18 protein-coding genes are annotated in these 21,162 nt (G+C 71.1%); 7 read left to right on the forward strand and 11 right to left on the reverse strand.

Annotated features, from left to right (window positions below):
• Window positions 1-238: 238 nt before the first annotated feature.
• Window positions 239-2,782: a tetratricopeptide repeat protein gene (locus tag QSK10_RS21155; RefSeq protein WP_285664648.1), complete on the reverse strand. Its 2,544-nt coding sequence runs from the start codon at window positions 2,780-2,782 to the stop codon at window positions 239-241.
• A gap of 237 nt (window positions 2,783-3,019) precedes the next feature.
• On the opposite strand from QSK10_RS21155, the gene QSK10_RS21160 reads away from it, so the two are divergent.
• Window positions 3,020-3,157, forward strand: coding sequence for a hypothetical protein (locus QSK10_RS21160; RefSeq protein WP_285664649.1), 138 nt, complete (start codon window positions 3,020-3,022; stop codon window positions 3,155-3,157).
• Between the two features lie 260 nt (window positions 3,158-3,417).
• On the opposite strand, the gene QSK10_RS21165 is transcribed toward QSK10_RS21160, so the two are convergent.
• From QSK10_RS21165 to kdpF, 8 genes are all read right to left on the reverse strand, one after another.
• Complete coding sequence (locus QSK10_RS21165; RefSeq protein WP_285664650.1) at window positions 3,418-4,536, reverse strand: DNA glycosylase AlkZ-like family protein; 1,119 nt, start codon at window positions 4,534-4,536, stop codon at window positions 3,418-3,420.
• A gap of 88 nt (window positions 4,537-4,624) precedes the next feature.
• Window positions 4,625-5,149, reverse strand: a complete 525-nt coding sequence (locus QSK10_RS21170; protein ID WP_285664651.1) for a GNAT family N-acetyltransferase — start codon at window positions 5,147-5,149, stop codon at window positions 4,625-4,627.
• Between the two features lie 18 nt (window positions 5,150-5,167).
• Entirely contained in the window at window positions 5,168-5,842 is a 675-nt protein-coding gene (locus tag QSK10_RS21175) for a response regulator (RefSeq protein WP_285664652.1), read from the reverse strand.
• Entirely contained in the window at window positions 5,839-8,367 is a 2,529-nt protein-coding gene (locus QSK10_RS21180; protein ID WP_285664653.1) for a sensor histidine kinase, read from the reverse strand. Before QSK10_RS21180 ends, QSK10_RS21175 begins: the two co-directional genes overlap by 4 nt.
• Window positions 8,368-8,425: 58 nt before the next feature.
• Window positions 8,426-9,322, reverse strand: coding sequence for a potassium-transporting ATPase subunit C (locus QSK10_RS21185; RefSeq protein ID WP_285664654.1), 897 nt, complete (start codon window positions 9,320-9,322; stop codon window positions 8,426-8,428).
• Window positions 9,323-9,324: 2 nt separating this feature from the next.
• Window positions 9,325-11,451 (reverse strand): potassium-transporting ATPase subunit KdpB, encoded by a 2,127-nt coding sequence (gene kdpB / locus QSK10_RS21190; protein ID WP_285664655.1) that lies wholly within the window; start codon window positions 11,449-11,451, stop codon window positions 9,325-9,327.
• Window positions 11,452-11,465: 14 nt separating this feature from the next.
• Complete coding sequence (gene kdpA, locus QSK10_RS21195) at window positions 11,466-13,115, reverse strand: potassium-transporting ATPase subunit KdpA (protein WP_285664656.1); 1,650 nt, start codon at window positions 13,113-13,115, stop codon at window positions 11,466-11,468.
• On the reverse strand, window positions 13,115-13,204 hold the full coding sequence (gene kdpF / locus QSK10_RS21200; RefSeq protein WP_285664657.1) for a K(+)-transporting ATPase subunit F: 90 nt from the start codon (window positions 13,202-13,204) through the stop codon (window positions 13,115-13,117). The genes kdpA and kdpF overlap by 1 nt, the downstream gene beginning before the upstream one ends.
• Window positions 13,205-13,506: 302 nt before the next feature.
• Here kdpF and QSK10_RS21205 point away from each other — a divergent pair, with 302 nt between their 5' ends.
• Both QSK10_RS21205 and QSK10_RS21210 read left to right on the forward strand, forming a co-directional pair.
• The gene (locus QSK10_RS21205) at window positions 13,507-14,091 is read left to right on the forward strand and encodes an ArsR/SmtB family transcription factor (protein WP_285664658.1); all 585 of its coding nucleotides are present in this window, start codon (window positions 13,507-13,509) and stop codon (window positions 14,089-14,091) included.
• A 75-nt stretch (window positions 14,092-14,166) separates the two neighbouring features.
• Window positions 14,167-15,435, forward strand: a complete 1,269-nt coding sequence (locus QSK10_RS21210) for an MFS transporter (RefSeq protein ID WP_285664659.1) — start codon at window positions 14,167-14,169, stop codon at window positions 15,433-15,435.
• Here QSK10_RS21210 and QSK10_RS21215 read toward each other — a convergent pair.
• Entirely contained in the window at window positions 15,403-16,005 is a 603-nt protein-coding gene (locus QSK10_RS21215; protein ID WP_285664660.1) for a nucleotidyltransferase domain-containing protein, read from the reverse strand. The genes QSK10_RS21210 and QSK10_RS21215 overlap by 33 nt on opposite strands.
• A 51-nt stretch (window positions 16,006-16,056) precedes the next feature.
• Between QSK10_RS21215 and QSK10_RS21220 the strand changes: the two genes are divergently transcribed.
• From QSK10_RS21220 to QSK10_RS21235, 4 genes are all read left to right on the forward strand, one after another.
• Entirely contained in the window at window positions 16,057-16,860 is an 804-nt protein-coding gene (locus QSK10_RS21220) for a MerR family transcriptional regulator (RefSeq protein WP_285664661.1), read from the forward strand.
• Window positions 16,861-16,894: 34 nt separating this feature from the next.
• On the forward strand, window positions 16,895-17,827 hold the full coding sequence (locus QSK10_RS21225) for a hypothetical protein (protein ID WP_285664662.1): 933 nt from the start codon (window positions 16,895-16,897) through the stop codon (window positions 17,825-17,827).
• 69 nt (window positions 17,828-17,896) lie between these two features.
• The gene (locus QSK10_RS21230; protein WP_285664663.1) at window positions 17,897-18,391 is read left to right on the forward strand and encodes a copper chaperone PCu(A)C; all 495 of its coding nucleotides are present in this window, start codon (window positions 17,897-17,899) and stop codon (window positions 18,389-18,391) included.
• A gap of 8 nt (window positions 18,392-18,399) precedes the next feature.
• Complete coding sequence (locus QSK10_RS21235) at window positions 18,400-19,554, forward strand: Dyp-type peroxidase (RefSeq protein ID WP_432705362.1); 1,155 nt, start codon at window positions 18,400-18,402, stop codon at window positions 19,552-19,554.
• Here QSK10_RS21235 and QSK10_RS21240 read toward each other — a convergent pair.
• Window positions 19,540-20,967, reverse strand: coding sequence for a pyridoxal phosphate-dependent decarboxylase family protein (locus tag QSK10_RS21240; protein ID WP_285664665.1), 1,428 nt, complete (start codon window positions 20,965-20,967; stop codon window positions 19,540-19,542). The two genes, QSK10_RS21235 and QSK10_RS21240, sit on opposite strands and share 15 nt — an antisense overlap.
• Between the last annotated feature and the right edge of the window lie 195 nt (window positions 20,968-21,162).

Genomic DNA, 21,162 nt, shown 5'->3' on the forward strand with positions numbered 1-21,162 from the left:
GAGGTTCCTCCTTGATACGGGTAGCGGCCGCATGCTGATGCACCCGCACCATCGAAGAATCCGCACTGATGACCCACTCCTCCGGCTGTCCGTCGTCCTGAACGATCACTTGGGCGAGGATGTTGTCCCACACGTCACGAGGTTGAGGGGTGGTGGTTTGGATTTGACGGCCTTTGGCATGCTTTTGCCGAAGGGGAGAGGGAGGTGACTCTTCGGGCGGCCGCAGAACCCCAGCTAGCTACGGGCCGAAATCCAGCTGAGTCGCGATTTCCCCTGCTCCTGTCAGCCCGAACCTCGACGCACGATCAGTTGCCCCGGCGTCCCCAGCTTTCTCCCGGAGTCCGGCCAGCTTCAGCAGCGCTGAGGAATCGCCGCGGTCGACTGCCTGCTGGTATAGGGCCTCGGCGCTCCCTAGATCCCCTGACTCCTCCCGGAGCTCAGCCAGCTCTCGCAGCGCGTCGGGGCGTCCGTCATCGGCGGCTTGGAGCGCCAGGGCTTCAGCGCCTACTCTGTCCCCAGATTTCTCTCGGAGTTGGGCCATGGTCACTAGCGCGCCGGGGAGGCCGTACTCGGCGGCCAGAACAGCCAGAGCGAGGGCGCCTGAGGTATCGCCGCGGGCCTCCCTGAGCTCGGCCAGGTCTAGCAGCGGGTAGAGGCGGCCACGGTCGGCGGCTTGAATGGCCAAGGCCTCGGCACCCGCAGCGTCCCCCGCTCGCTCCCGGAACTGCGCCACGACTTCTAGTGCAACGATATGGCCGCTGTCGACGGCCTGCTGGTACAAGGCCTCGGCACCCGCAGTATCCCCGCTCAACTCCCGTAGCTGGGCCAGGTTCAGTAGCGCGTGAGGGTGGCCGTCGTCAGCGGCTTGGATGGCCAAGGCCTCGGCACTCGCAGCGTCCCCCGCTCGCTCCCGAAAATAGGCCAGGGCCACGAGTGCGTTGATATCACCGCTGTCGACGGCCTGCTGGTAGCAGGCCTCGGCACCCGCAGTATCCCCGCTCATCTCCCGAAGCAAAGCCAGGATCTGCAGTGCGAAGGTGTCGCCGCCGTCGACGGCCTGCCGGTAGTAGGCCTGGGCACTTTCTCGGTCTCCAGCGTTTTCCCGCAGCTGAGCCAGATTCAGGAGCGCGCTGGTATCGCCGCCGTCGACGGCCTGCCGGTAGTAGGCCTCGGCACTTTCTCGGTCTCCAGCGTTTTCCCGCATCTGGGCCAAGGCCCGCACCGCGTAGGAGCGACCCTGGGCGACGGCCTGCTGGTACAAGGCCTCGGCCCCCTCGCGGTCCCCGGCGCTTTCCCGCAGCTGCGCCAGGGCTAGAAGTGCGTGGGAGGCGCCTTGGTCAGCGGCGGCGGTGTAGAACCAGATGGCGTGCTGGTAGCGGCCGCGTTGGCGGGCATGCTCGCCGAGGCTGCACTGCAAGGCGAGGTCGGTGATGGACGTAGCAAATGCCTGCCAAAGACTATCGGGCGGGTAGTTGGCGGCACGTTCGTGGCGGCCTATCTGTTCAAGGTAGTCGGCCAGGCGGTAGCTAGGCTGGTCGCTGTCACTAGTGGGCTCGCTGGGGCGCGACCGGATACGTGTTAGCGGACCGCGGGTCCCTTTGCAAGGCTTGGCCGTGTAAGCCAGGGCCTGTTCCAGCCAGTCCTCGCCGATGGCGTCCCAGTCATGGTCATCGAGATAGCCCGGTGCCGCCCGTTCGAGTAGGGAGTGGGGCAGCGCGAGCGGGTGACCGAGTCGGCGGGCGTCCATAGCTACTTGCAGAATTGCGCGGACAGGCGGCGATGCGGTGCGGTAGCGGTCTTCCAGCTCCGGCGCACCGGCGAGATACTGGGTAATGCGGCCATCTGGCGCGTGCTCGGCCGCCTGACGCATCCGTGCGTCCATACCCACCCCCAGCAGGCGTGCAACGTCGGCGGCGGTGAACCTATCCTCCACATTCACCCTGGTGCCGGCCAGTAGTTCACGAGTTTGCGGATAGCGGTCAGTGCCTCCGGGCTCGGGCCGCGCGGTCAAGGTATCCCAGTACTGGGGCCACAAGGTGGCCAGGACCAGTACTGGGCTTCGGACCCGGTCGTACAGCAGGGTCCGAAGCCCCGCAGCGATGCGTTCACCCAGACTGGCCTCTGTCGGGGCGAGGTAGAATTGGGCTTCGTTGAGCCACACGATCGTGTGCGGCCCGGCCCGATCCAGCGCAGCCAGGGCCGCCTCCGGCCGGGTCGGGTCATACGGGTGCCACAACCGCCACCGGCCAGGATCGCGCTCCTCTAGGTGGCCAACGAGCTCCCAGCAAGCCCGAGTTTTGCCGGTCGAGGACCCGCCCACCAGCGTCACCAGCCGCGACCCCCCACCATCCAGCATCCGGTCTGCGATCTGACGCAACTGCCGGTCATGAGCGCGCGGTAGGTATTCCGGTAGCGGATCCCTCGGGGCGCCGACAGCGTGGATCGCCGGGTGCACCTCCAGCGCCAGCGGGTCGCACTCGGCGACTAGGCGTCCCAACCGCTCCAACGGTGCAGGCGCCATTGGTGTCGGAGCGACGCATGCCTCAACCCAAAGACCGCGGACCCGATCGGCCACCAAGCCAGCATCGTCGCGGCCAACTGCGCGGACCAGCGCCACCGCCACGGTTACCGTGTCCTGCTGCGTAGCCAAGGTACTGCCCGCGATAATCGCGCCGATCAAGTCCTTCTTCGGCGCCCCTGGCAGATCATCGTCGGCGCTGATGTCCGCAGCCAGGTCCTCAAGCCGGGGACGGTCCGCCTCGGCGTACAGCCGGTACACCACGTCCCGCAGAGCGCGCCGAGGTCCCGGCGGCAAAACGACCCGCTCGACTGCGCGACTACGCCGGACACCTGATCGGGACTCATCGGCACTCGTCACCTTCCCAGCATGCCCGACCCGATTTTCCGGCGAGCCCATCGGCACTCATCGACGTCTAAATCAGCCCTCACCTGTGGGCCTGATCCTGAATACAGCCCGGCGCCGGGCCTAGATTCCCGATCCAGACCTACGGAGCACCCGATGGACCGATCTCGTCGCCGTCCCAGACAGAAGCACATCCACGCGCCTATGACGCGCGCCGCGATCACCGGAGTGCTCGCCGGAGTCGCACGTGCCGTGACCGACTGGCTCCTCGACCAGCTCACCGCTGGCGGCTAACACCTCCACGAGCGGGATCGACATGGCACCGCAGATCCCGCCCACCCCCGACCATCGACTTCCGCCCGCCTCCAGGTCAGCGGCTACCGGCCTTTGGCGTGGCCTTCTACGCCCGCCCCAGCGTCATTGAACGCTGCTTCAACCGGCCGAAGCAGTGGCGGGACCTGACCACCCTCGACACCAAGAGAGCCTGCGTCTACCACGCCTGCCCGACCGCTGCCGCCATCATGATCAGGCACCGACGATCCACAGGACTCCCCCTAACCCACCCCGGCGAACACCGCCAGCTCGGCGAGCTCGGCCTCGACCTCCTCGCGGAGGCCGGGGCCGGGCTCGCCCTTTTCGAAGAAGAGCCCCTCGACGGTCAGCTCGCCCTTCTTGCGGTCGGCCCGCAGCGCCGCCCGCCCGGCGAGGTCGTTGCCGCGCAGCAGCGGCAGCACGTAGTAGCCGTACTCGCGCTTGTCCTTGGGCACGTACATCTCGTTCTTGAACGCGAAGCCCCACAGCCGCTCGGCGCGCTTGCGGTCGGCGATCAGGCCGTCGAAGGGCGAGAGGAACACCGTCCGGCCGCCCTCGGCGACCGCCGGATCCGCCGGCGTGAACCAGCGCTCGTCGCCGCCCTCCACGCGCACCTCGACCGCGCGGCCCTGGGCGAGCAGGGCGTCCAGGACCTCGCCGGTGAGGTAGAGATCGCCCAGGAAATGCGACTTCAGGTCGGCCGCCCGTGCCACGCCCAGCGCCTTGAGCGCCAGCTCGATCGCGGTCTCCGCGGCGTCCCCGGCCTCCATGGGCGCGACGATCGCCCCGGCGGGCAGGCACGCCTCCGGCAGCGCCCACAGCCGGTTCTTCTTCACCCGCCCGGCGACCATCACCCGGCCCTGCCGCCACAGGAAGGTGAGCATCCGCTCGACGTTGCGGCCCTTCGTCCAGCCCGTCGACTCCCACGGCCGCACCGCCAGGTCCTCGAAGCCCGACGTCGCCGTCGGCACGCCCTCGCCGAGCCGGGTCAGGATGTGATCGCGCAGGACGTGATTGTCGGCGATCCACTCGCGCACCACCGGCCAGCGCGGGTAGGCGTCCATGTCGACCCGGTGCAGCGGGTAGTCCTCGGTGAGGACGATGGCGGCGGCGTGCGTCCAGTACTCGAACATCTCCCGCCGCGCCATGACCGCGGCGAACGCCGCCCGCACGTCACCGGCGACACGGCTGCGCAGCACCAGCTCATGGCTGGGCGCGACCACCGAGATCGGGTCGAGCTGGAGGAACCGCAGCGCGCGCAGCACGTCCGGCAGCGCCTCCGGCCCGGGGCGCGGACCACCGAGCCGCTGCCCGGCCACGGCCAGCGCCCGCGCTTCGGGGAGGGAGAGGGTGTCGATCACCGGGGGAGCGTAGCTCGGGGGGCTGACATGGGACGGGGAGCGCGGAGAGGGCGGGGGTATAGGGGATGGCGGGTCGAAAACCGCCCGCCTAACCCTCCCACCCCTCGTTCACCACCTGAAACAGCACATGGTCCTGCCACTCCCCGTCAATCCGCAGGAACTTCGGCGCCAGCCCGATCCGCTCGAACCCGTTGCGCGCCAGCACCCGCTGCGAGCCGTGGTTGTGCAGCAGCGTCTCGGCCTGCACCCGGTGCAGCCCCAGCTCGTCGAACGCCACCCGCAGCATCGCCGCGACCGCCGCGGAGGCCACGCCGCGTCCGTTCGCCGACGAGGCCACCCAATACCCCACGCTGCACGAGTGGAAGGGGCCGCGGACGATGCCGGCCAGCATGATGCGCCCGGCGAGCTCGCCGTCCAGCTCGATCACGTGGACCTCGGCGTTGCCGGAGGCCTGGAGCAGCAGCTGCGCCTCGATGACCTCGCGCTGGCCGTCCTCGGTGTAGTACTCCTCGGTGCGGGCCGGTTCCCAGGGCTTGAGGAACTCGCGGTTGGCCGTGACGAGCTTCGCGAGGGCGGGCGCGTCGTCCATGGTGAGGCGGCGGGTGGTGATCATCGTGGCACCCTACCGGCGTTAGGGGCGGAAGCGGTAGCCCATGCCGGGTTCGGTGAGCAGGTGGCGGGGGCGGGACGGGTCGGCCTCCAGTTTGCGGCGCAGCTGGGCCAGGTACTGCCGCAGGTAGTTCGTCTCCTTCTCGTACGCCGGGCCCCACACGTCGTGGAGGAGCTGGCGCTGGCTGACGAGTTTGCCGGGGTTGCGCAGGAGGATCTCCAGCAGCGACCACTCCGTCTTCGTCAGCCGGATCGCCTCGCCGTCGCGGACGACGGTGTGCGCCGACAGGTCCACCACGGCGTCGCCGAGCTGGACGGTGGGGGACTCCTCGGCGGCGGCGCGGCGGCGGGTGACCGCGCGGACGCGGGCCAGCAGCTCGCCGATGTCGAAGGGCTTGGTGACGTAGTCGTCGGCGCCGGCGTCGAGGGCGCGGACCTTGTCGGGGCTGCCCGCGCGGCCCGATAGGACCAGGATCGGGATGTCGGTCCAGCCGCGCAGGCCGCCGATGACCTCCGCGCCGTCCATGTCGGGCAGCCCGAGGTCGAGGATGACCAGGTCCGGGGGCGAGGCCGCCGCCGAGCGCAGGGCCGCGGCCCCGTCGGCGGCCACGGCGACCTCGTAGCCGTGGGCCGAGAGGTTGATGCGCAGAGCGCGCAGGATCTGCGGTTCGTCATCGACGACGAGGACGCGCGTCATTCTCCGGTCTCCGGAAGTGTCAGCACCATGGTCAGCCCGCCGCCGGGCGTGTCCTCCGGCAGCAGGGTCCCTCCCATCGACTCGGCGAGCCCGCGCGAGAGCGCCAGCCCGAGACCGACACCGGTCCCGGCCTGCTGGTCGCCCAGGCGCTGGAAGGGGGTGAAAATGAGCTCCTGGGCGTCCTCGGGGACGCCCGGCCCGTGGTCGATCACACGCAGCTCGACCAGCCCGGCGTGCGCGCTGGCGCTCACCAGCGGCGGACGGTCGGGCGGGCTGTGCCGCAGCGCGTTGCCGATGATGTTCACCAGGATCCGCTCCAGCAGCCCCGGATCGGCCGAGACGGCCGGCAGGTCGTCGGCGATGCGGATGGTGACACCGGCGGCGGGCTCGCCGATCTCGTCCAGCGCGGGCGGGACGGCCTCCTCCAGCCAGATCGGCACCGGCCGCGCGCCCAGGACGCCCGCCTGCAGCCGGGACATGTCCAGCAGGTTCGCCACCAGCCGGCCCAGCCGGTCCAGCGACTCGTCGGCGGTGACCACCAGCTCGGCGCGCTCCTCGGGGGAGAACATCTCGGCGGTGTTCCGCAGCCCCGCCACCGCGGCCTTGGCCGAGGCCAGCGGCGTGCGCAGGTCGTGGGAGACGGCCGCCAGCAGCGCCGTGCGCATCTTGTCGGCCGCCGCCACCGGGCGCATCGCCGCCGCCTGCGCCGACAGCCGCTCCTGCCGCAACGCCACCGCCGACTGCACCGCGAAGGCCTCCACGATCCGCCGGTCGGACGCCGGGAGCGTCCGCCCCCGCAGCGCCAGCGACAGCTCGTCGCCGACCGGGATGTCGGTCTCGGCCGCGCCCGGGGACGTGCACGGCTCGCCCACGCACGCCACCACCCGCCAGTCGTTGGGGTCGCGGCGCTCGCCGGGGCCCACGCCGGGCTCGGGGCCCAGCTCCAGCAGCGTCACCGAGGTCAGCCCGAAGGTCTCCCGGACCTGCTCCAGCAGCGCCTGGAGGGGATGGTCGCCGCGCAGGACGCTCCCGGCCAGCGCCGCCAGGGTGTGCGCCTCGGCGCGGGCCTGCGCGGCCTGGGCGGTCTTGCGCGCCGAGATGCCGACGATCACCGCCACCAGCACCGCCATCAGCACGAACAGCAGCAGGTTGAACAGGTGCTCGCGCGTGGCGATCGTGAGCGTGTTGTACGGCTGGACGAAGTAGAAGTCCAGCAGCGCGAACCCGGCCAGGGAGGCCACCAGCGCGGGCCAGATGCCGCCGATGAGCGCGATGAGCAGCGTCGCCGAGAGGTAGACCAGCAGGTCGGTGGTCAGCGACAGGTCGTCGCGCCAGGGATGCATGATCGCCGTCAGCGCCGGCAGCCCCAGGACCGTGAGCGCGAAACCGGCGATCATCCGCATCCGCGAGATCGCCCCCGGCAGGCCCGTGCGGCGGGAGCCGCGCCCGACCTTCTCGTGGGTGACCAGGTGGACGTCGATGGAGCCCGACTGCGCGGTGGTCGTCACGCCCACGCCCCGGGAGAACAGCTGCGCGGCCCGTCCCCGCCGCGACGCCCCCAGCACCAGCTGGGTGGCGTTGACGCCGCGCGCGAAGTCCAGCAGCGCCTGCGGGATGTCGTCGCCGACGACCTGGTGGTAGGTGCCGCCCAGGCTCTCCACCAGCAGCCGCTGGCGCGCCAGGTGCCGCGTGGAGCCGGTGCCGTTGAGGCCGTCGCCACCGGCCACGTAGACCGCCTGGAGGTCGGCGCCCGAGCGGGCCGCGATGCGCGCGGCGCGGCGGATGAGCGTGTCGCCCTCCTCGCCGCCCGACAGCGCCACCACCACGCGCTCGCGCGCCTCCCACGTCTCGGAGATGTCCTTGTCGCGGCGGTAGGCGGCCAGCTGCTCGTCGACCTTGTCGGCCAGCCACAGCAGCGCCAGCTCCCGCAGCGCCGTCAGGTTCCCCACCCGGAAGTAGTTGGACAGGGACGCGTCGATCTTGTCCGGCGGGTACACGTTGCCGTGCGTCATCCGCCGCCGCAGCGCCTCCGGCGTCATGTCCACCAGCTCGACCTGATCGGCCCGGCGGACCACCTCGTCGGGGACCGTCTCCTGCTGCGGCACGCCGGTGATCTTGGTGACCACGTCGTTGAGGGACTCCAGATGCTGGATGTTCACCGTCGACAGCACGTCGATCCCGGCGTCCAGCAGCACGTCGATGTCCTGCCAGCGCTTCTCGAAACGCGAACCCGGCACGTTGGTGTGGGCCAGCTCGTCGACCAGCACGACCCTCGGTGCCCGCGCCAGGACGGCGTCCAGGTCGAACTCGGTGAACGACGCCCCCCGGTACTCGATCGTGCGGCGCGGCACGATCTCCAGATCGCCGATCATCGCGCCGGTGTGCTCCCGGCCGTGCGTCTCGACGAACCCGACGACCACGTCGGTGCCCCGGGACGCCCGCCGGTGCGCCTCCTCCAGAGCCGCGTACGTCTTGCCGACGCCGGGGGCGGCCCCGAGGTAGATGCGAAGCTGACCGCGTGCCATGACCACGATGGTCCCTCACTCTCACCTCGGAGCCGCCCCGAAGGCGGCCGAATGTCGGCTAGCTCGCGTACGGACGCGCTTTGTCGAGCGCCAGGTTCAGCTCGACGACGTTCACCGCGGGCTCGCCCATGAACCCCAGGAACCGCCCGGTGGTGTTGTCCTCGATGAGCTTTTCCACCGCCGTGACGTCCATGCCCCGCTCCTTGGCGATCCGCTTCGCCTGGAGCTCGGCGTAGGCGACCGAGATGTGCGGGTCCAGGCCCGAGCCGCTGGCGCTGACCGCGTCGGCGGGCACCGCCGGGTCGGCCGGGGCGTCACCGCGGATCGGCGTGACCAGCGCCTTGGCGTAGTCCTCACCGAACTTCGCGCACTCGACCGTGACGCCCTCATAGGTCGCCATGAACGGCGCCGGCGTGCTCGCGCAGTCCTCGTTCAGGCTCACCACGCGGGTGATCGCCCCGGTCAGGCCCTCGGCGCGGAACACGCCCAGGACCGCCCCGACACCGGCGTCGGTGCAGTACGGACGTGAGCCGTCCACGCCCTCGCGCTCGCCGATTTCGACGCTGCGGGCGCAGACCTGCGTGAGCAGGCTCGGCGCCCCCGACTCCTCTGGATTGGCGGGGTCGGCGAGGGTGTCGACGATGTTCTCCGGGCCGAGGTTGGACGCGCCCGAGGCGAGCGGGTCGTAGCCGTCCCCGGCGGCCGAGGGACGCGACTGGAAGTACTGCTTGAGCGCGGCGCCGTCGGCGTCGGTGTAGGCCTGCCCGATCAGCGAGGAGCCGATCACGTTGCCCTTGTCGTCGTAGATCAGCGAGCCGTCGGCCTTGTCCTTGAGGCCGGGGATCTGGCCGATGGCGACCATCAGCAGCGGGTAGGCCAGGCCGAGCAGGAGGGTGAAGACCAGCATCGCCCGCAGCGCGGCCAGGTGGGAGGAGATCCAGTTCGGGAGTCGCATGGCTAAAGCCCCGGAATGAGAGAGATGAGGAGATCGATGAGCTTGATTCCCACGAACGGGGCGACGATGCCGCCGACGCCGTAGATCAGCAGGTTGCGGCGCAGCAGCGACGAGGCGCTGGCCGCGCGGTACTTCACACCCTTGAGGGCGAGCGGCACCAGCAGCAGGATGATGATCGCGTTGAAGATGACCGCGGAGATGATCGCCGAGGTCGGGCTGGACAGGCGCATGACGTTCATGGCGTCCAGGCCCGGGTAGACCGCCGCGAAGATCGCCGGGATGATCGCGAAGTACTTGGCGATGTCGTTGGCGATGGAGAAGGTGGTCAGCGCGCCGCGCGTCATGAGCAGCTGCTTGCCGATGGCCACGATCTCGATGAGCTTGGTCGGGTCGGAGTCCAGGTCGACCATGTTCCCGGCCTCCTTGGCGGCCGAGGTGCCGGTGTTCATCGCGACGCCGACGTCGGCCTGGGCCAGCGCGGGGGCGTCGTTGGTGCCGTCACCGGTCATGGCGACCAGGCGCCCGCCGTCCTGTTCTTTCTTGATCAGCTCCAGCTTGTCCTCGGGGGTGGCCTCGGCGAGGAAGTCGTCGACACCGGCCTCCTTGGCGATGGCCGCGGCGGTCAGGGGGTTGTCGCCGGTGATCATCACCGTGCGGATGCCCATCGAGCGCAGCTGCGCGAAGCGCTCGGCCATGCCCTCCTTGACGATGTCCTTGAGGTGGATGACGCCCAGGACCTCGGCGTCGTGGCCCGCCTTGTGCTCGGCGACCAGCAGCGGCGTGCCACCGGCGTTGGAGATCCGGTCGACCAGTTCGGTGACCTGACCGTCGGGGTTGCCGCCGTTGTCCTTGACCCACTGGATCACCGAGGCCGAGGCGCCCTTGCGGATCTCGTGGAGGCCGTGCTCCTCGGCCAGGTCCACGCCCGACATGCGGGTCTGGGCGGTGAACTCCACCCACGTGGCGTGCGAGAGCTCTCCGGCGGAGCGCTCGCGCAGGCCGTAGGTCTCCTTGGCGAAGACCACGATGGAGCGGCCCTCGGGGGTCTCGTCGGCGAGGCTGGACAGCTGGGCGGCGTCGGCCAGGCGGGCCGCGGCGACGCCGGGGACCGACAGGAACTCACTCGCGCGGCGGTTGCCGTAGGTGATGGTGCCGGTCTTGTCCAGCAGCAGCGTGTTGACGTCGCCGGCGGCCTCGACGGCGCGTCCGGACATGGCCAGGACATTGCGCTGGACGAGACGGTCCATGCCCGCGATGCCGATCGCCGACAGCAGCGCGCCGATCGTGGTGGGGATCAGGCACACCAGCAGGGACACCATGACGATGCCGGTGACGCCGCTCGCGTTGAGAACCTCGGTGTCGGGCGCCGCCGCCATCCAGTCCTTGGAGAAGATCGCCACGGGCTGCATGGTCACGGTGGCCATCAGGAAGATGATGGTCATCGCGGCCAGGAGGATGTTCAGCGCGATCTCGTTGGGGGTCTTGCGCCGGTTGGCGCCCTCCACCAGCGCGATCATGCGGTCCAGGAAGCTCGCTCCCGGCTCCTGGGTGATCTTGACGACGATCCAGTCGGACAGCACCTTCGTGCCGCCCATGACCGCCGAGCGGTCGCCGCCCGACTCGCGGATCACCGGCGCGGACTCACCGGTGATGGCCGACTCGTCGACGCTGGCGATGCCGGTGACGACGTCGCCGTCGCCGGGGATGACCTGCCCGGCCTTGACCAGCACGAGGTCGCCGCGCTGGAGGCCGGGGGCGGCCACCTCGGTGACCGTGATGTCCCTGGGCGAGGTGATGGCCGAGGAGGCGACCTTGTAGGCGATGGTGTCGGTCTTGGCCTTGCGCAGGCTGTCGGCCTGCGCCTTGCCGCGGCCCTCGGCGATGGCCTCGGCGGCGTTGGCGAACAGGACCGTCAGCCACAGCCAGACGGTGATGATCCACGCGAAGGCGGAGGGGTCGGCGATGGCCAGGACGGTGGTGAACACCGCGCCGATCTCGACGATGAACATGACCGGGTTGCGCCACATCAGGCGCGGGTCGAGCTTGCGGAGGGCGTCGGGGGTGGACGCCAGCCACTGCTTGGGGTCGAGCAGCCCGTTCTTGGAACCGGCCGCCGTAACGTTCGACATTGACGGGCGTCCTTTTAGAAGAGTCCCTCGGCCACCGGGCCGAGCGCGAGTACGGGCAGGAAGGTCAGCGCGACCAGGATCAGCGTGGTGAAGACGACCATGCCCACGAACAGGGGCTTGTGCGTCGGGAACGTGCCCTCCGACGCCGGGGTGGCCTTCTGCTTGGCCAGCGATCCGGCCAGGGCGAGCACGAAGATGATCGGCAGGAACCGCCCGAAGAACATGCACAGGCCCAGCGCGGTGTTGAACCAGTCGGTGTTGGCGCTGAATCCGGCGAAGGCCGAGCCGTTGTTGTTGGAGGCCGAGGCGAAGGCGTAGAGCATCTCCGACAGCCCGTGTGTGCCCTTGTCCTGCATCGACGTCAGGTTGTCGGGTACCGATATGGACGCCGCCAGCCCGATCAGCACCAGCGCGGGCGTGGTCAGGAAGTACATCGAGGCGAGCTTGATCTCGCGGGCGCCGATCTTCTTGCCGAGGTACTCCGGGGTGCGCCCGACCATGAGCCCGGCGACGAACACGGTGATCACGGCCAGCACGAGCATGCCGTAGAGACCGGCGCCGACACCGCCGGGCGCGACCTCGCCGAGGAGCATGTTCAGGGTCAGGACCCCGCCGCCCCAGGCCGAGTAGGAGTCGTGGAAGGAGTCCACCGCGCCCGTGGAGGTGAGCGTGGTCGCGGCGGCGAAGAAGCTGGAGTTGGGGGTCCCGAAGCGGACCTCGCGTCCCTCCATGGCCGCGCCGATCGCGGTGGGCACGGTCCCGTCGGCGGCGTTTTCGAAACCGACCACCAGCAGGACGCTGGCCAGCGCGATGACGGCCATGACACCGGCGATCGCCAGGCCCTGGCGCTTGTCGCCGACCATGCGCCCGAAGGTGCGGGTGAGGGCGAAGGGGACGCACAGGATCAGGAAGATCTCGAAGAAGTTCGTCCACGAGGTCGGGTTCTCGAAGGGGTGGGCGGAGTTGGCGTTGTAGAAGCCGCCGCCGTTGGTGCCCAGTTCCTTGATGACCTCCTGGCTGGCCACCGGCCCGCCGGTGATGTGCTGCCCGGCCTGCGTCACCGTCTCGGCGGTCAGGTTCTGCACCGCGCCGCCGATGATCAGCACGACCGCGCCGACGATGGCGATGGGCAGCAGGACCCAGATGGTGATGCGGGTCAGGTCCACCCAGAAGTTGCCGAGCCGGTCGGTGAGCTTGCGGGCGAAACCGCGGACCAGCACGATCGCCACGGCCACGCCGACGGCGGCCGAGACGAAGTTCTGCACCGCCAGGCCCGCCATCTGCACGAGGTGACCCATGGTCGACTCGCCCGAGTAGGCCTGCCAGTTGGTGTTGGTGGTGAAGCTGACGGCGGTGTTCCACGACAGCGCCGCCGGGACCTCGGCCATGCCGTTGCTCCAGGGCAGGTGCTCCTGGAGGCGCTGGAGTCCGTAGAGGAAGAAGATCGACAGGGCCGAGAAGGCCAGCACCGAGCGGGCGTAGCCGCCCCAGGTCTGCTCGGTGTCGGCCTTGACGCCGACGAGCTTGTAGACGAACCGCTCGGGCGCGCGGTGCTTCTCGCGGGTCACGACCCGGTAGATGTAGTCGCCGAGTGGTTTGTAGACGGCGATGAGCGCGACGATCATCGCCGCGATGAAGACGTAGCCGGCAGTGGTGGTGCTCATCAGAATTTCTCCGGCCAGATCAGGGCGGCGACGAGGAAGATCGCGAGGCCGACGGCGATGACCCCGCCGACGATGTTGACCGCGCTCACAGCTTCTCCACCGCCTTCACCACGAGCGCCAGGACCACAAAGCCCACGACGGTGATGGCCAGGTACACAAGGTCGGGCATCGCCTTCTCCTACGAGGGGAACCGCGTCCGTTGACGGACGCGTTTGCGAGTGAACGTCGCCTTGAGCGCTGCGTACAGGGGGGATGACGGGCTCCATACGGGGCCCTTGCGCTTCTTGACGGGGCGTTGACGGGGGCGTGACCGGGCCGCCGCGCGGAGATCGCAGAGAGAATTTTGCAGAAATCTCTTTGCAGAATTCTCTCTGCGGTGTACGGTCATCCCATGAGCAAGCCCGACCGCACCTCCGTCAAGCGCGTCACCGACGCCGCGACGCTCAAGGCCATCGCGCACCCGCTGCGCGTCCGGATGCTCGGCGAGCTCCGCATGGAGGGCCCGGCCACCGCCTCCGAGCTGGGCCGCCGCTTCGGCGAGAGCTCCGGCACCACCAGCTACCACCTGCGGGTGCTGGAGAAGGCCGGGTTCATCGAGGCCGACCCGGAGCAGCCCAATGCGCGTGACAAGCGGTGGCGGGCGATGCACATGTACACCTCCTGGAAGAACTCCGAGTTCCAGGACGGCAGTGAGGGCGCCGAGTTCGCCCGCGCGATGCGCCGCCGGCAGCTGGAGAACGTCATCGCCGCCACCGAGCGCTTCGAGGAAGAGGCCGCCACCTGGGGCCCGGCGTGGATGGACGCCGCCGGCCACTCCGACCACGGCGTGCGCCTGACCCCGGCCGCCGCCGGTGAGCTGATCAAGCGGATCGGCGAGATCGTCCGCGAGTACGAGACCCGCAGCGAGAACGAGCCCGGCGCCGAGCTGGTCCGCGTCTTCGTCGCCGGGTTCCCCGTCGGCGACACCGACAACTAGACCCCACCGACACCCCACGCGAGGCCGCGCCGGTCATCGCGCGATGCCCCACGCCTTCCAGAGGGAGCCACCCCGATGCACGACCTCACCGTCCTCCGCCGCCGCTACGTCGCCATCAGCGCGCTCGCCTGGCTCGGCACCAGCCTGCTGATCCCCGTGATGGTCCTGCTGATGACCGACCGGGGCCTGGACCTGGCCACCATCGGCCTCACCTTCGTCGTCCACGGCATCGTGGTGACCACCCTGGAGCTGCCCACCGGCGGACTCGCCGACGTCATCGGGCGCCGGGGTGTGCTGGCGGTCTCGGCGGCGCTGGGGGCGGGCGCGGCGGTGTGGATGATCTTCGCCGGTTCGGCCTGGGAGTTCATCGCCATCACGGTGATCCGGGGTGTGGCGCGCGCCTTGTCGACCGGCCCGTCCGAGGCCTGGTACGTCGACGCCGTGCACGCCGTCGACAAGAACGGCGACATCCGCTCCGGGCTGGCCGCCGGGCAGACCGCCGGTTCGTGGATGCTCGGGATCGGCACCGTCGCCGGTGGCGCGATCCCGCTGCTGCCGATCGCCGGAGCGCTGGCCGCCCCGGTGGTGCTGAGCGCGCTGGGCTACCTGGTGCTGATGGCCGCCGTCATGGTCTACATGAAGGAGGACCGGACGCAGGCGGCCACGCCCAGGTTCGGCGAGCTGTTCCGCTCACTGCCGTCCACCATCGCCGCCGGTGTCAGGCTCGGGCTGCGCAACTCCACCCTGGCCCGCGTCATGGCCGGGATGGCCGCCGTCGGCATCGCGCTGGACTCCGTCGAGCTGCTGGTCCCCGGGCGCGTCGCCGAGCTCACCGGCGACACCGCCACCGCCGCGACCGGCTACGGCGTCATCACCATGATCGGCTTCGCGGCCAGCGGCATCGGCTCGGCGATCTCCACCAAGGTCACCCGCTGGACCGGCGGCAGCCCCGGCCGGGCGGCCATGACCGGCGTGGCCGTCACGGGCCTGGGCCTGGCGCTGCTGGCCGCCACCGGCTCCATCGGCGGCCCGGCCGGCTACGTCACCATCGGCGGCGGGTACGCGCTGCTGTTCATCGGCCTGGGCATCGCCGGTCCGGTCCGCGCCGAGATCATGCACAACCAGGTCGGACCCGAGCAGCGCGCCACGGTCGTCTCGGTGCAGTCGCTGGCGATGCAGGCGGGCGGCTTCCTCTCCGCCCTGGGCTTCCCGTACCTGGTCGCGGCCACCTCCCGGCCGGTGGCCTGGGGCGTGGCGGCCGCGGTCATCGCCGCCTCGGCGCTGCTCTTCCGCCGCCTGGACGCCGCCGCGTCACAGCCGCTGGAGCCAGCCGTGGCCCGGTAGGTGCCGCTCGATCGACTCCCGCAACCACGACCTCGCCGCCGTCGTGAGCCCCGGCTCCGCGGCGGCGAAGTCGTGCTCGTCCTTCTCGCGCATCATCCGCGCCTTGTACAGCAGCGCCAGCTCCGGCGCCAGGTAGCGGACCCCGTCGCGCTCCCAGCCCGCCCGCTCCAGCGGCAGCCCGATGGCGTGGTCGCGCTTGAACAGCAGCCGCTCGCCGTCGTCGGGGGTGAGCAGGACGTCCAGCAGCCACGGCGAGTACGCGTCATCGCGGAGCCACAGCTGCTCGCGCTCCTCCTCCAGCTCCCATTCGGGCAGCAGCGGCCGGATCGCCCCGGCGTGGGCGGTCCACAGGTGCCGCCCGGCGAAGAACTCGCGGATCGCGGGCAGGTCGCGGCGCAGGACCACCACGTCGATGTCCTCGTGGAAGCGCGAGACGCCGGTGAACGCGTCCAGCGCCCAGCCACCGGCGACCCACCACCGGAACGGCGCGCCCGCCAGCAGCGCCGCCGCGCCCGCCGGGTCCGGCGCGGCCCACGGCCCGTAGATCGACTGGAAGGTGGCGAAATCCATGTCATTCATGGTCGGCTGCGGCATCCCGCGATTCTGCCGCACACTGTCACCATGCGCGAGGGCCTGCTGCTGCCGGGGGCGTTCGGGGCGGCCACCAAGCTCTCCCCGAAGGCCCTGCGCCTGTACGCCGACCAGGGACTCCTCCCGCCCGCCGAGGTCGACCCCTTCACCGGCTACCGCTACTACGAGCCCGCGCAGATCCCGCGCGCCCGCCTCATCGTCCGGCTGCGCGAACTCGGACTGCCGCTGGCGCGCGTCGCGCACCTGGTCGACCTCGAACCCGCCGCCCGCGACGCCGAGCTCCAGGCCTGGCTCGCCGCCCGCCGCGCCCAGCTCGACCGGCACACCGCCACCGTGGACGCCATCGCGCGCGCCGACGGCGGCACCGCCGCCCTCGCCGAGCGCGTCACCGTCCGCGCCCGGCCCGAGCGCAAGCTCCTCTACCGGCAGGCGCACGTGCGCATAGACGGCCTCGACCCGTTCATCGACGAGACCAGCGAGGCCCTGCGCGCCCACCTGCGCGCCGCCGGGCTCGACGACGGCGGCCCGCTCATCGTCCAGTTCCACGCCATCGTCGGACGCGACGGTGAAGGCCGCGTCGAGGTCGCCGTGCCCTTCACCGGCAGCGCCGAACCCGCCGGTGACCTGCGCCTGCGCGTCGAACCGGCCGGGACCGAGGCCTACCTGCCCGTCCCGGCCGACATGGAGGACTTCCCGCTCGTCCTGCGCGTCTACGACGCCGTGACCGCCTGGATCGCCGACCACCCCGGCATGACGGCCGTCGACAGCCCCTACGAGGTCTGGCCCGGCGCGGGCGGCGCGCGCTTCGACGTGGTCTTTCCCGTCGCGGCTTGACCTCGCCCCAGGGGCGAGGCCCACAGTCGTCGGCGTGACCTACTACTTCGGCTCCGGCCCGTACTGCTACTCCAACTCCTTCGCGATGATGATGGGCGAGCACGCCCCCGCCACCGCCGTCCTGGAAACCCTCACCGGCTCGCCCTTCGGCATGCAGTACCTCGGCGGCGGCATCGACACGTTCTTCTTCGACCCCTACGCCTGGGACCCCGCCGAGGGCTTCGCCAACGTCCTGGCGGCCACCGGCTGGACCAGCGAGACCGCCTCCGGCGGCGACGCCGAGGCGGCCCTCGACCGGCTCCGCGCCGCCCTCGCGTACGGGCCGGTGTGGATCGGCCCGGTCGAGATGGGCCACCTGCGCCACCAGCCCGGCATGACCGGCCCCATCGGCGCCGACCACTACGTCGTGGTCCTGGAGGCCGACGACGAGACCGTCCTCATGCACGACCCGCAGGGCCACCCCTACGTCGCCATGCCCACCACGCCGTTCATGCGCGCCTGGGCCAAGGAGACCGTCGGCTACGGCGAGCCCTACTCCATGCGCTGGGGCTTCACCCGCGTCGAGGAGGTGGACGAGGTGACGGCCCTCCACCGGGGCCTGCCCGAGGCCGCGACCTGGCTCGCCGGGAAGGACCTGCCCGCCCCGCCCGGCAGCCTCGCCAACGGCGACGCCGCCGAAGCCCTCGCCGCCCTCGCCGACGACGGCCTCAAGCCCGGCCTGCGCGGCCACCTCGCGCACTTCGCCGTCCGCGTCGGCGCCCGCCGCCTCGACGACGGCGCCCGCTCCCTGCGCCGCGCCGGGCACGAGACCGCCGCCGCCGTCATGACCCGCCAGGCCCGCCTCGTCGGCGGCCTCCAGTACCCCGTCATCGCCAAGGACGACGCCGCCGTCGCCCGCGGCCTGCGCGAACTGGCCACCACCTACCCCGAACTGAGCGCGGCCCTGGCCACGTCGTTTGGATCATGATTCTGGTTCCCGCGTGTCGCGAGATCGACACGCGGGAACCCGGACCGCCCCCGGGCCGACTCGTCCGGCATGAGACTGCGCGTACTGGCGATCCTCGGCCTGACCCTCCTGCTGGCCGCCTGCGGGGCCAAAAAGGACCCCGCACCCCAGCCCGAGGGCACCCCGGCGGGCCTGAGCGTCACCGACCCCTGGGCCAAGGCCGCCGACCAGGGCATGTCCGCCGTCTTCGGCGCCCTCGTCAACCACTCCACCAAGGACATCACCGTCGTCAAGGCCGAAGGCCCCATCGGCCCGATGGAACTCCACGAGGTCGTCGACCAGAACGGCGACATGGTCATGCGCCCCAAGGAGGGCGGCTTCGTCATCCCCGCCGGAGCCACCGTCCGCCTCGAACCCGGCCACGACCACATCATGCTCATGGCCCCCGCCAAGCCCCTCAAGCCCGGCGACGAGGTCGCGGTGACCCTCACCTTCGCCGACGGCGGCACCATGGCCTTCACCGCCATCGTCAAGGACTTCGCCGGCGGCGGCGAGAGCTACATGCCGGGCATGGACCACTCGTGAGCGGAGGCATCAGCCGCCGGGGAGCTCTGAGCAGGGCAGTACTTCTCGGCGGCGCCGCCGGACTCACCGCGGGCGCGGGCGGCACCGCCCTCGCCCTCTACCGCAAACCACCCGCCGAGACACCGGCACCGGTCACCGTCGAGCCCTTCCACGGACCCCACCAGGCAGGTGTGGCCACCCCACCCCAGGCCCACGCCCTCCTCCTCGCCCTCGACCTGCGCGAAGGCGTCGACCGGGACGCCCTGGCGCGCATGATGCGGCTCCTCAGCGACGACGCCGCCCGCCTCACCCAGGCCCGGCCCGCGCTCGCCGACACCGAGCCGGAACTGGCCACCGCGGCCCGCCTCACCGTCACCTTCGGCTTCGGGCCCGGCCTCTACCGCGCCGCCCGCCTGGACGCCCCCGTCGCGCCCCTGCCCGCCTTCGCCATCGACCGGCTGGAGGCCCGCTGGTCGGGCGGGGACCTGCTGCTCCAGCTCTGCGCCGACGACGCGCTGCTGCTCGCCCACGCCCAGCGCATGCTCGTCAAGGACGCCCGCGCGTTCGCCACCGTCCGCTGGACCCAGCGCGGCTTCCGGCGCGCCCCCGGCACGTCCGGGACGCAGCGGAACGTGCTCGGCCAGCTCGACGGCACCGGCAACCCCGTCCCGGGCGCGCCCGGCTTCGACACCGCGCTGTGGCGTCCCGATGGCGGCACGACCCTGGTGGTGCGCCGGATCCGCGCCGAACTCGACGCCTGGGACGCCGTGGACCGGCCCGTCAAGGAGATGGCCGTCGGCCGCCGCCTCGACACCGGCGCTCCGCTGACCGGGACGAACGAGTTCGACACGCCCGACTTCGACAAGCGCGACGGCCTGGGCCTGCCCGTCATCCACCCCGACTCGCACGTGCGCCTGGCGACCATCGGCGACCCGGCGCGCAAGATCCTGCGCCGCCCCTACAACTACGACGACGGGCCCCGGCCCGACGGCTCACCCGACACCGGGCTGATCTTCGCCTCCTACCAGGCCGACGTGGAGCGCCAGTTCACCCCGATCCAGAAGGCGCTGGCCGAACGCGACCTGCTGAACAAGTGGATCACCCCGATCGGCTCGGCGGTCTTCGCCGTGCCGCCCGGCTGCGAGCCGGGCGGCTGGATCGGGCGGGGGCTACTCGGCCAGTAGCCGCGCGGTCAGCTCGGCGATGACGTCCAGGATCAGGTCGATGTCGGCCCCGGTGGTCCGCCAGTTCACGATCGCCGGGCGCAGCACGACGGCACCCCGGTAGATGCTGGTGCCCAGGTAGACCCGGCCGTCCTCAAGGATCGCCCGGCCCAGGCGCCGGTTGAAGTCGTCGAGGTCGGCCACGCCCGCAGGGGTCGCACGGAAGCACACGATGTTCAGCCTCACCGGGGCCATCAGCTCCAGCTCCGGGGACGCCTCCACGCCGTCCCCCAGGCGCCGCGCCAGGTCCAGGTGCCGCTCCACCATCGCCCGGTGCCCCTCGCGGCCGTAGGCGCGCAGGGTCGCCCAGATCGGGAAGGCCCGCGCCCGGCGCGAGGACTCCGGGCCCAGCCGGTTGTAGTCGAGCCGGTCGGGATCACCCATCGTCAGGTACGCCGCCGCCGCGCCCCAGCTGCCGAAGGCCAGCTTGAGCATCTCGGGGTTCTTCACGAACGCGAAACCCGACTCGTAGGGCACATTGAGCCACTTGTGGCCGTCGGAGGCCACCGAGTCGGCGCGCTCGACACCCGCCAGCAGCCCGCTGGTGCGCGGGGACAGCGCGGCGAACAGCCCGAAGGCACCGTCCACGTGCAGCCAGGAGCCGTGGCGCTCGGCCAGCTCGGCCATCGCCTCGATCGGGTCGAAGTCACCGGCGTTGACCTCACCGGCGTTGGCGATGATCACCGCCGGACCCGACTTCCGCAACGCGTCCTCAAGGGCGGCCAGGTCCAGCGAGCCCCTATCGTCGCCGGACAGCGTCACCACCCGGTCGCGGCCCAGCCCCAGCAACTGCATCGCCTTGCGCGACGAGGCGTGCACGTACCCGCTGGAGAACACCGGCATCCGCGGCAGACCCGCCAGCCCGTCGGCCACCACGTCCACACCGTGCTCCGAGGCCCACCACATGCGCGCACACGCCAGACCCGTCAGGTTCGCGAACGTCGCCGAAGGCGTCAGCACACCACCGAAGGACTCCGGCAACGCGAACAGGTCCTTGAGCCAGTCCAGGACCACCGTCTCGGTCCGCGTCGCCAGCTGCGAGGCCGTCTCCAGCCCGCCCGCCTGGTCCAGCAGCGAGGTCAGCCAGTCCGCGCCCTGCGCCGCCGGAGTCGAGCCGCCGGTGACGAAATGGAAGAACCGCGGCCCGGACGAATGAGTCGCGGCCACCGTCCCGACCCGCGCCAGCTCCTCCAGCGCACTGATCGAGCCGTGCCCCTTCTCCGGCAGCGGACCGGCGAGCGCGTCGAGCAGGGGAGCGGTGGAGTGGTCGCGGACGGGCCGCGCGTCGAGTCCGTCGAGATAAGCGGGCGCGACCCCGGCGATGACGCCGAGGGCCTCGGCGGCCAGGGCCGCCTCGAAGATCGGATCGCTCATCGCCGAAGCAAACCACGCGCGCGTGGCGCCGTCCAGAAAGGATGGTCAGCGCTCGCCGGTCTCCCGGATCGTGGTCGCCACAACCCCGTCGGGTGTCCACGGTGTCCTGCCGGTGAGCCGCTAACCGCGACCGGCTCGCGATCGCCGCCGCCATCGCCGCCTCGATGTCATCGGTCACCGTCACCACCGGGCCGT

This window comes from Actinorhabdospora filicis (assembly GCF_030269765.1).
Classification (GTDB): domain Bacteria; phylum Actinomycetota; class Actinomycetes; order Mycobacteriales; family Micromonosporaceae; genus Actinorhabdospora; species Actinorhabdospora filicis.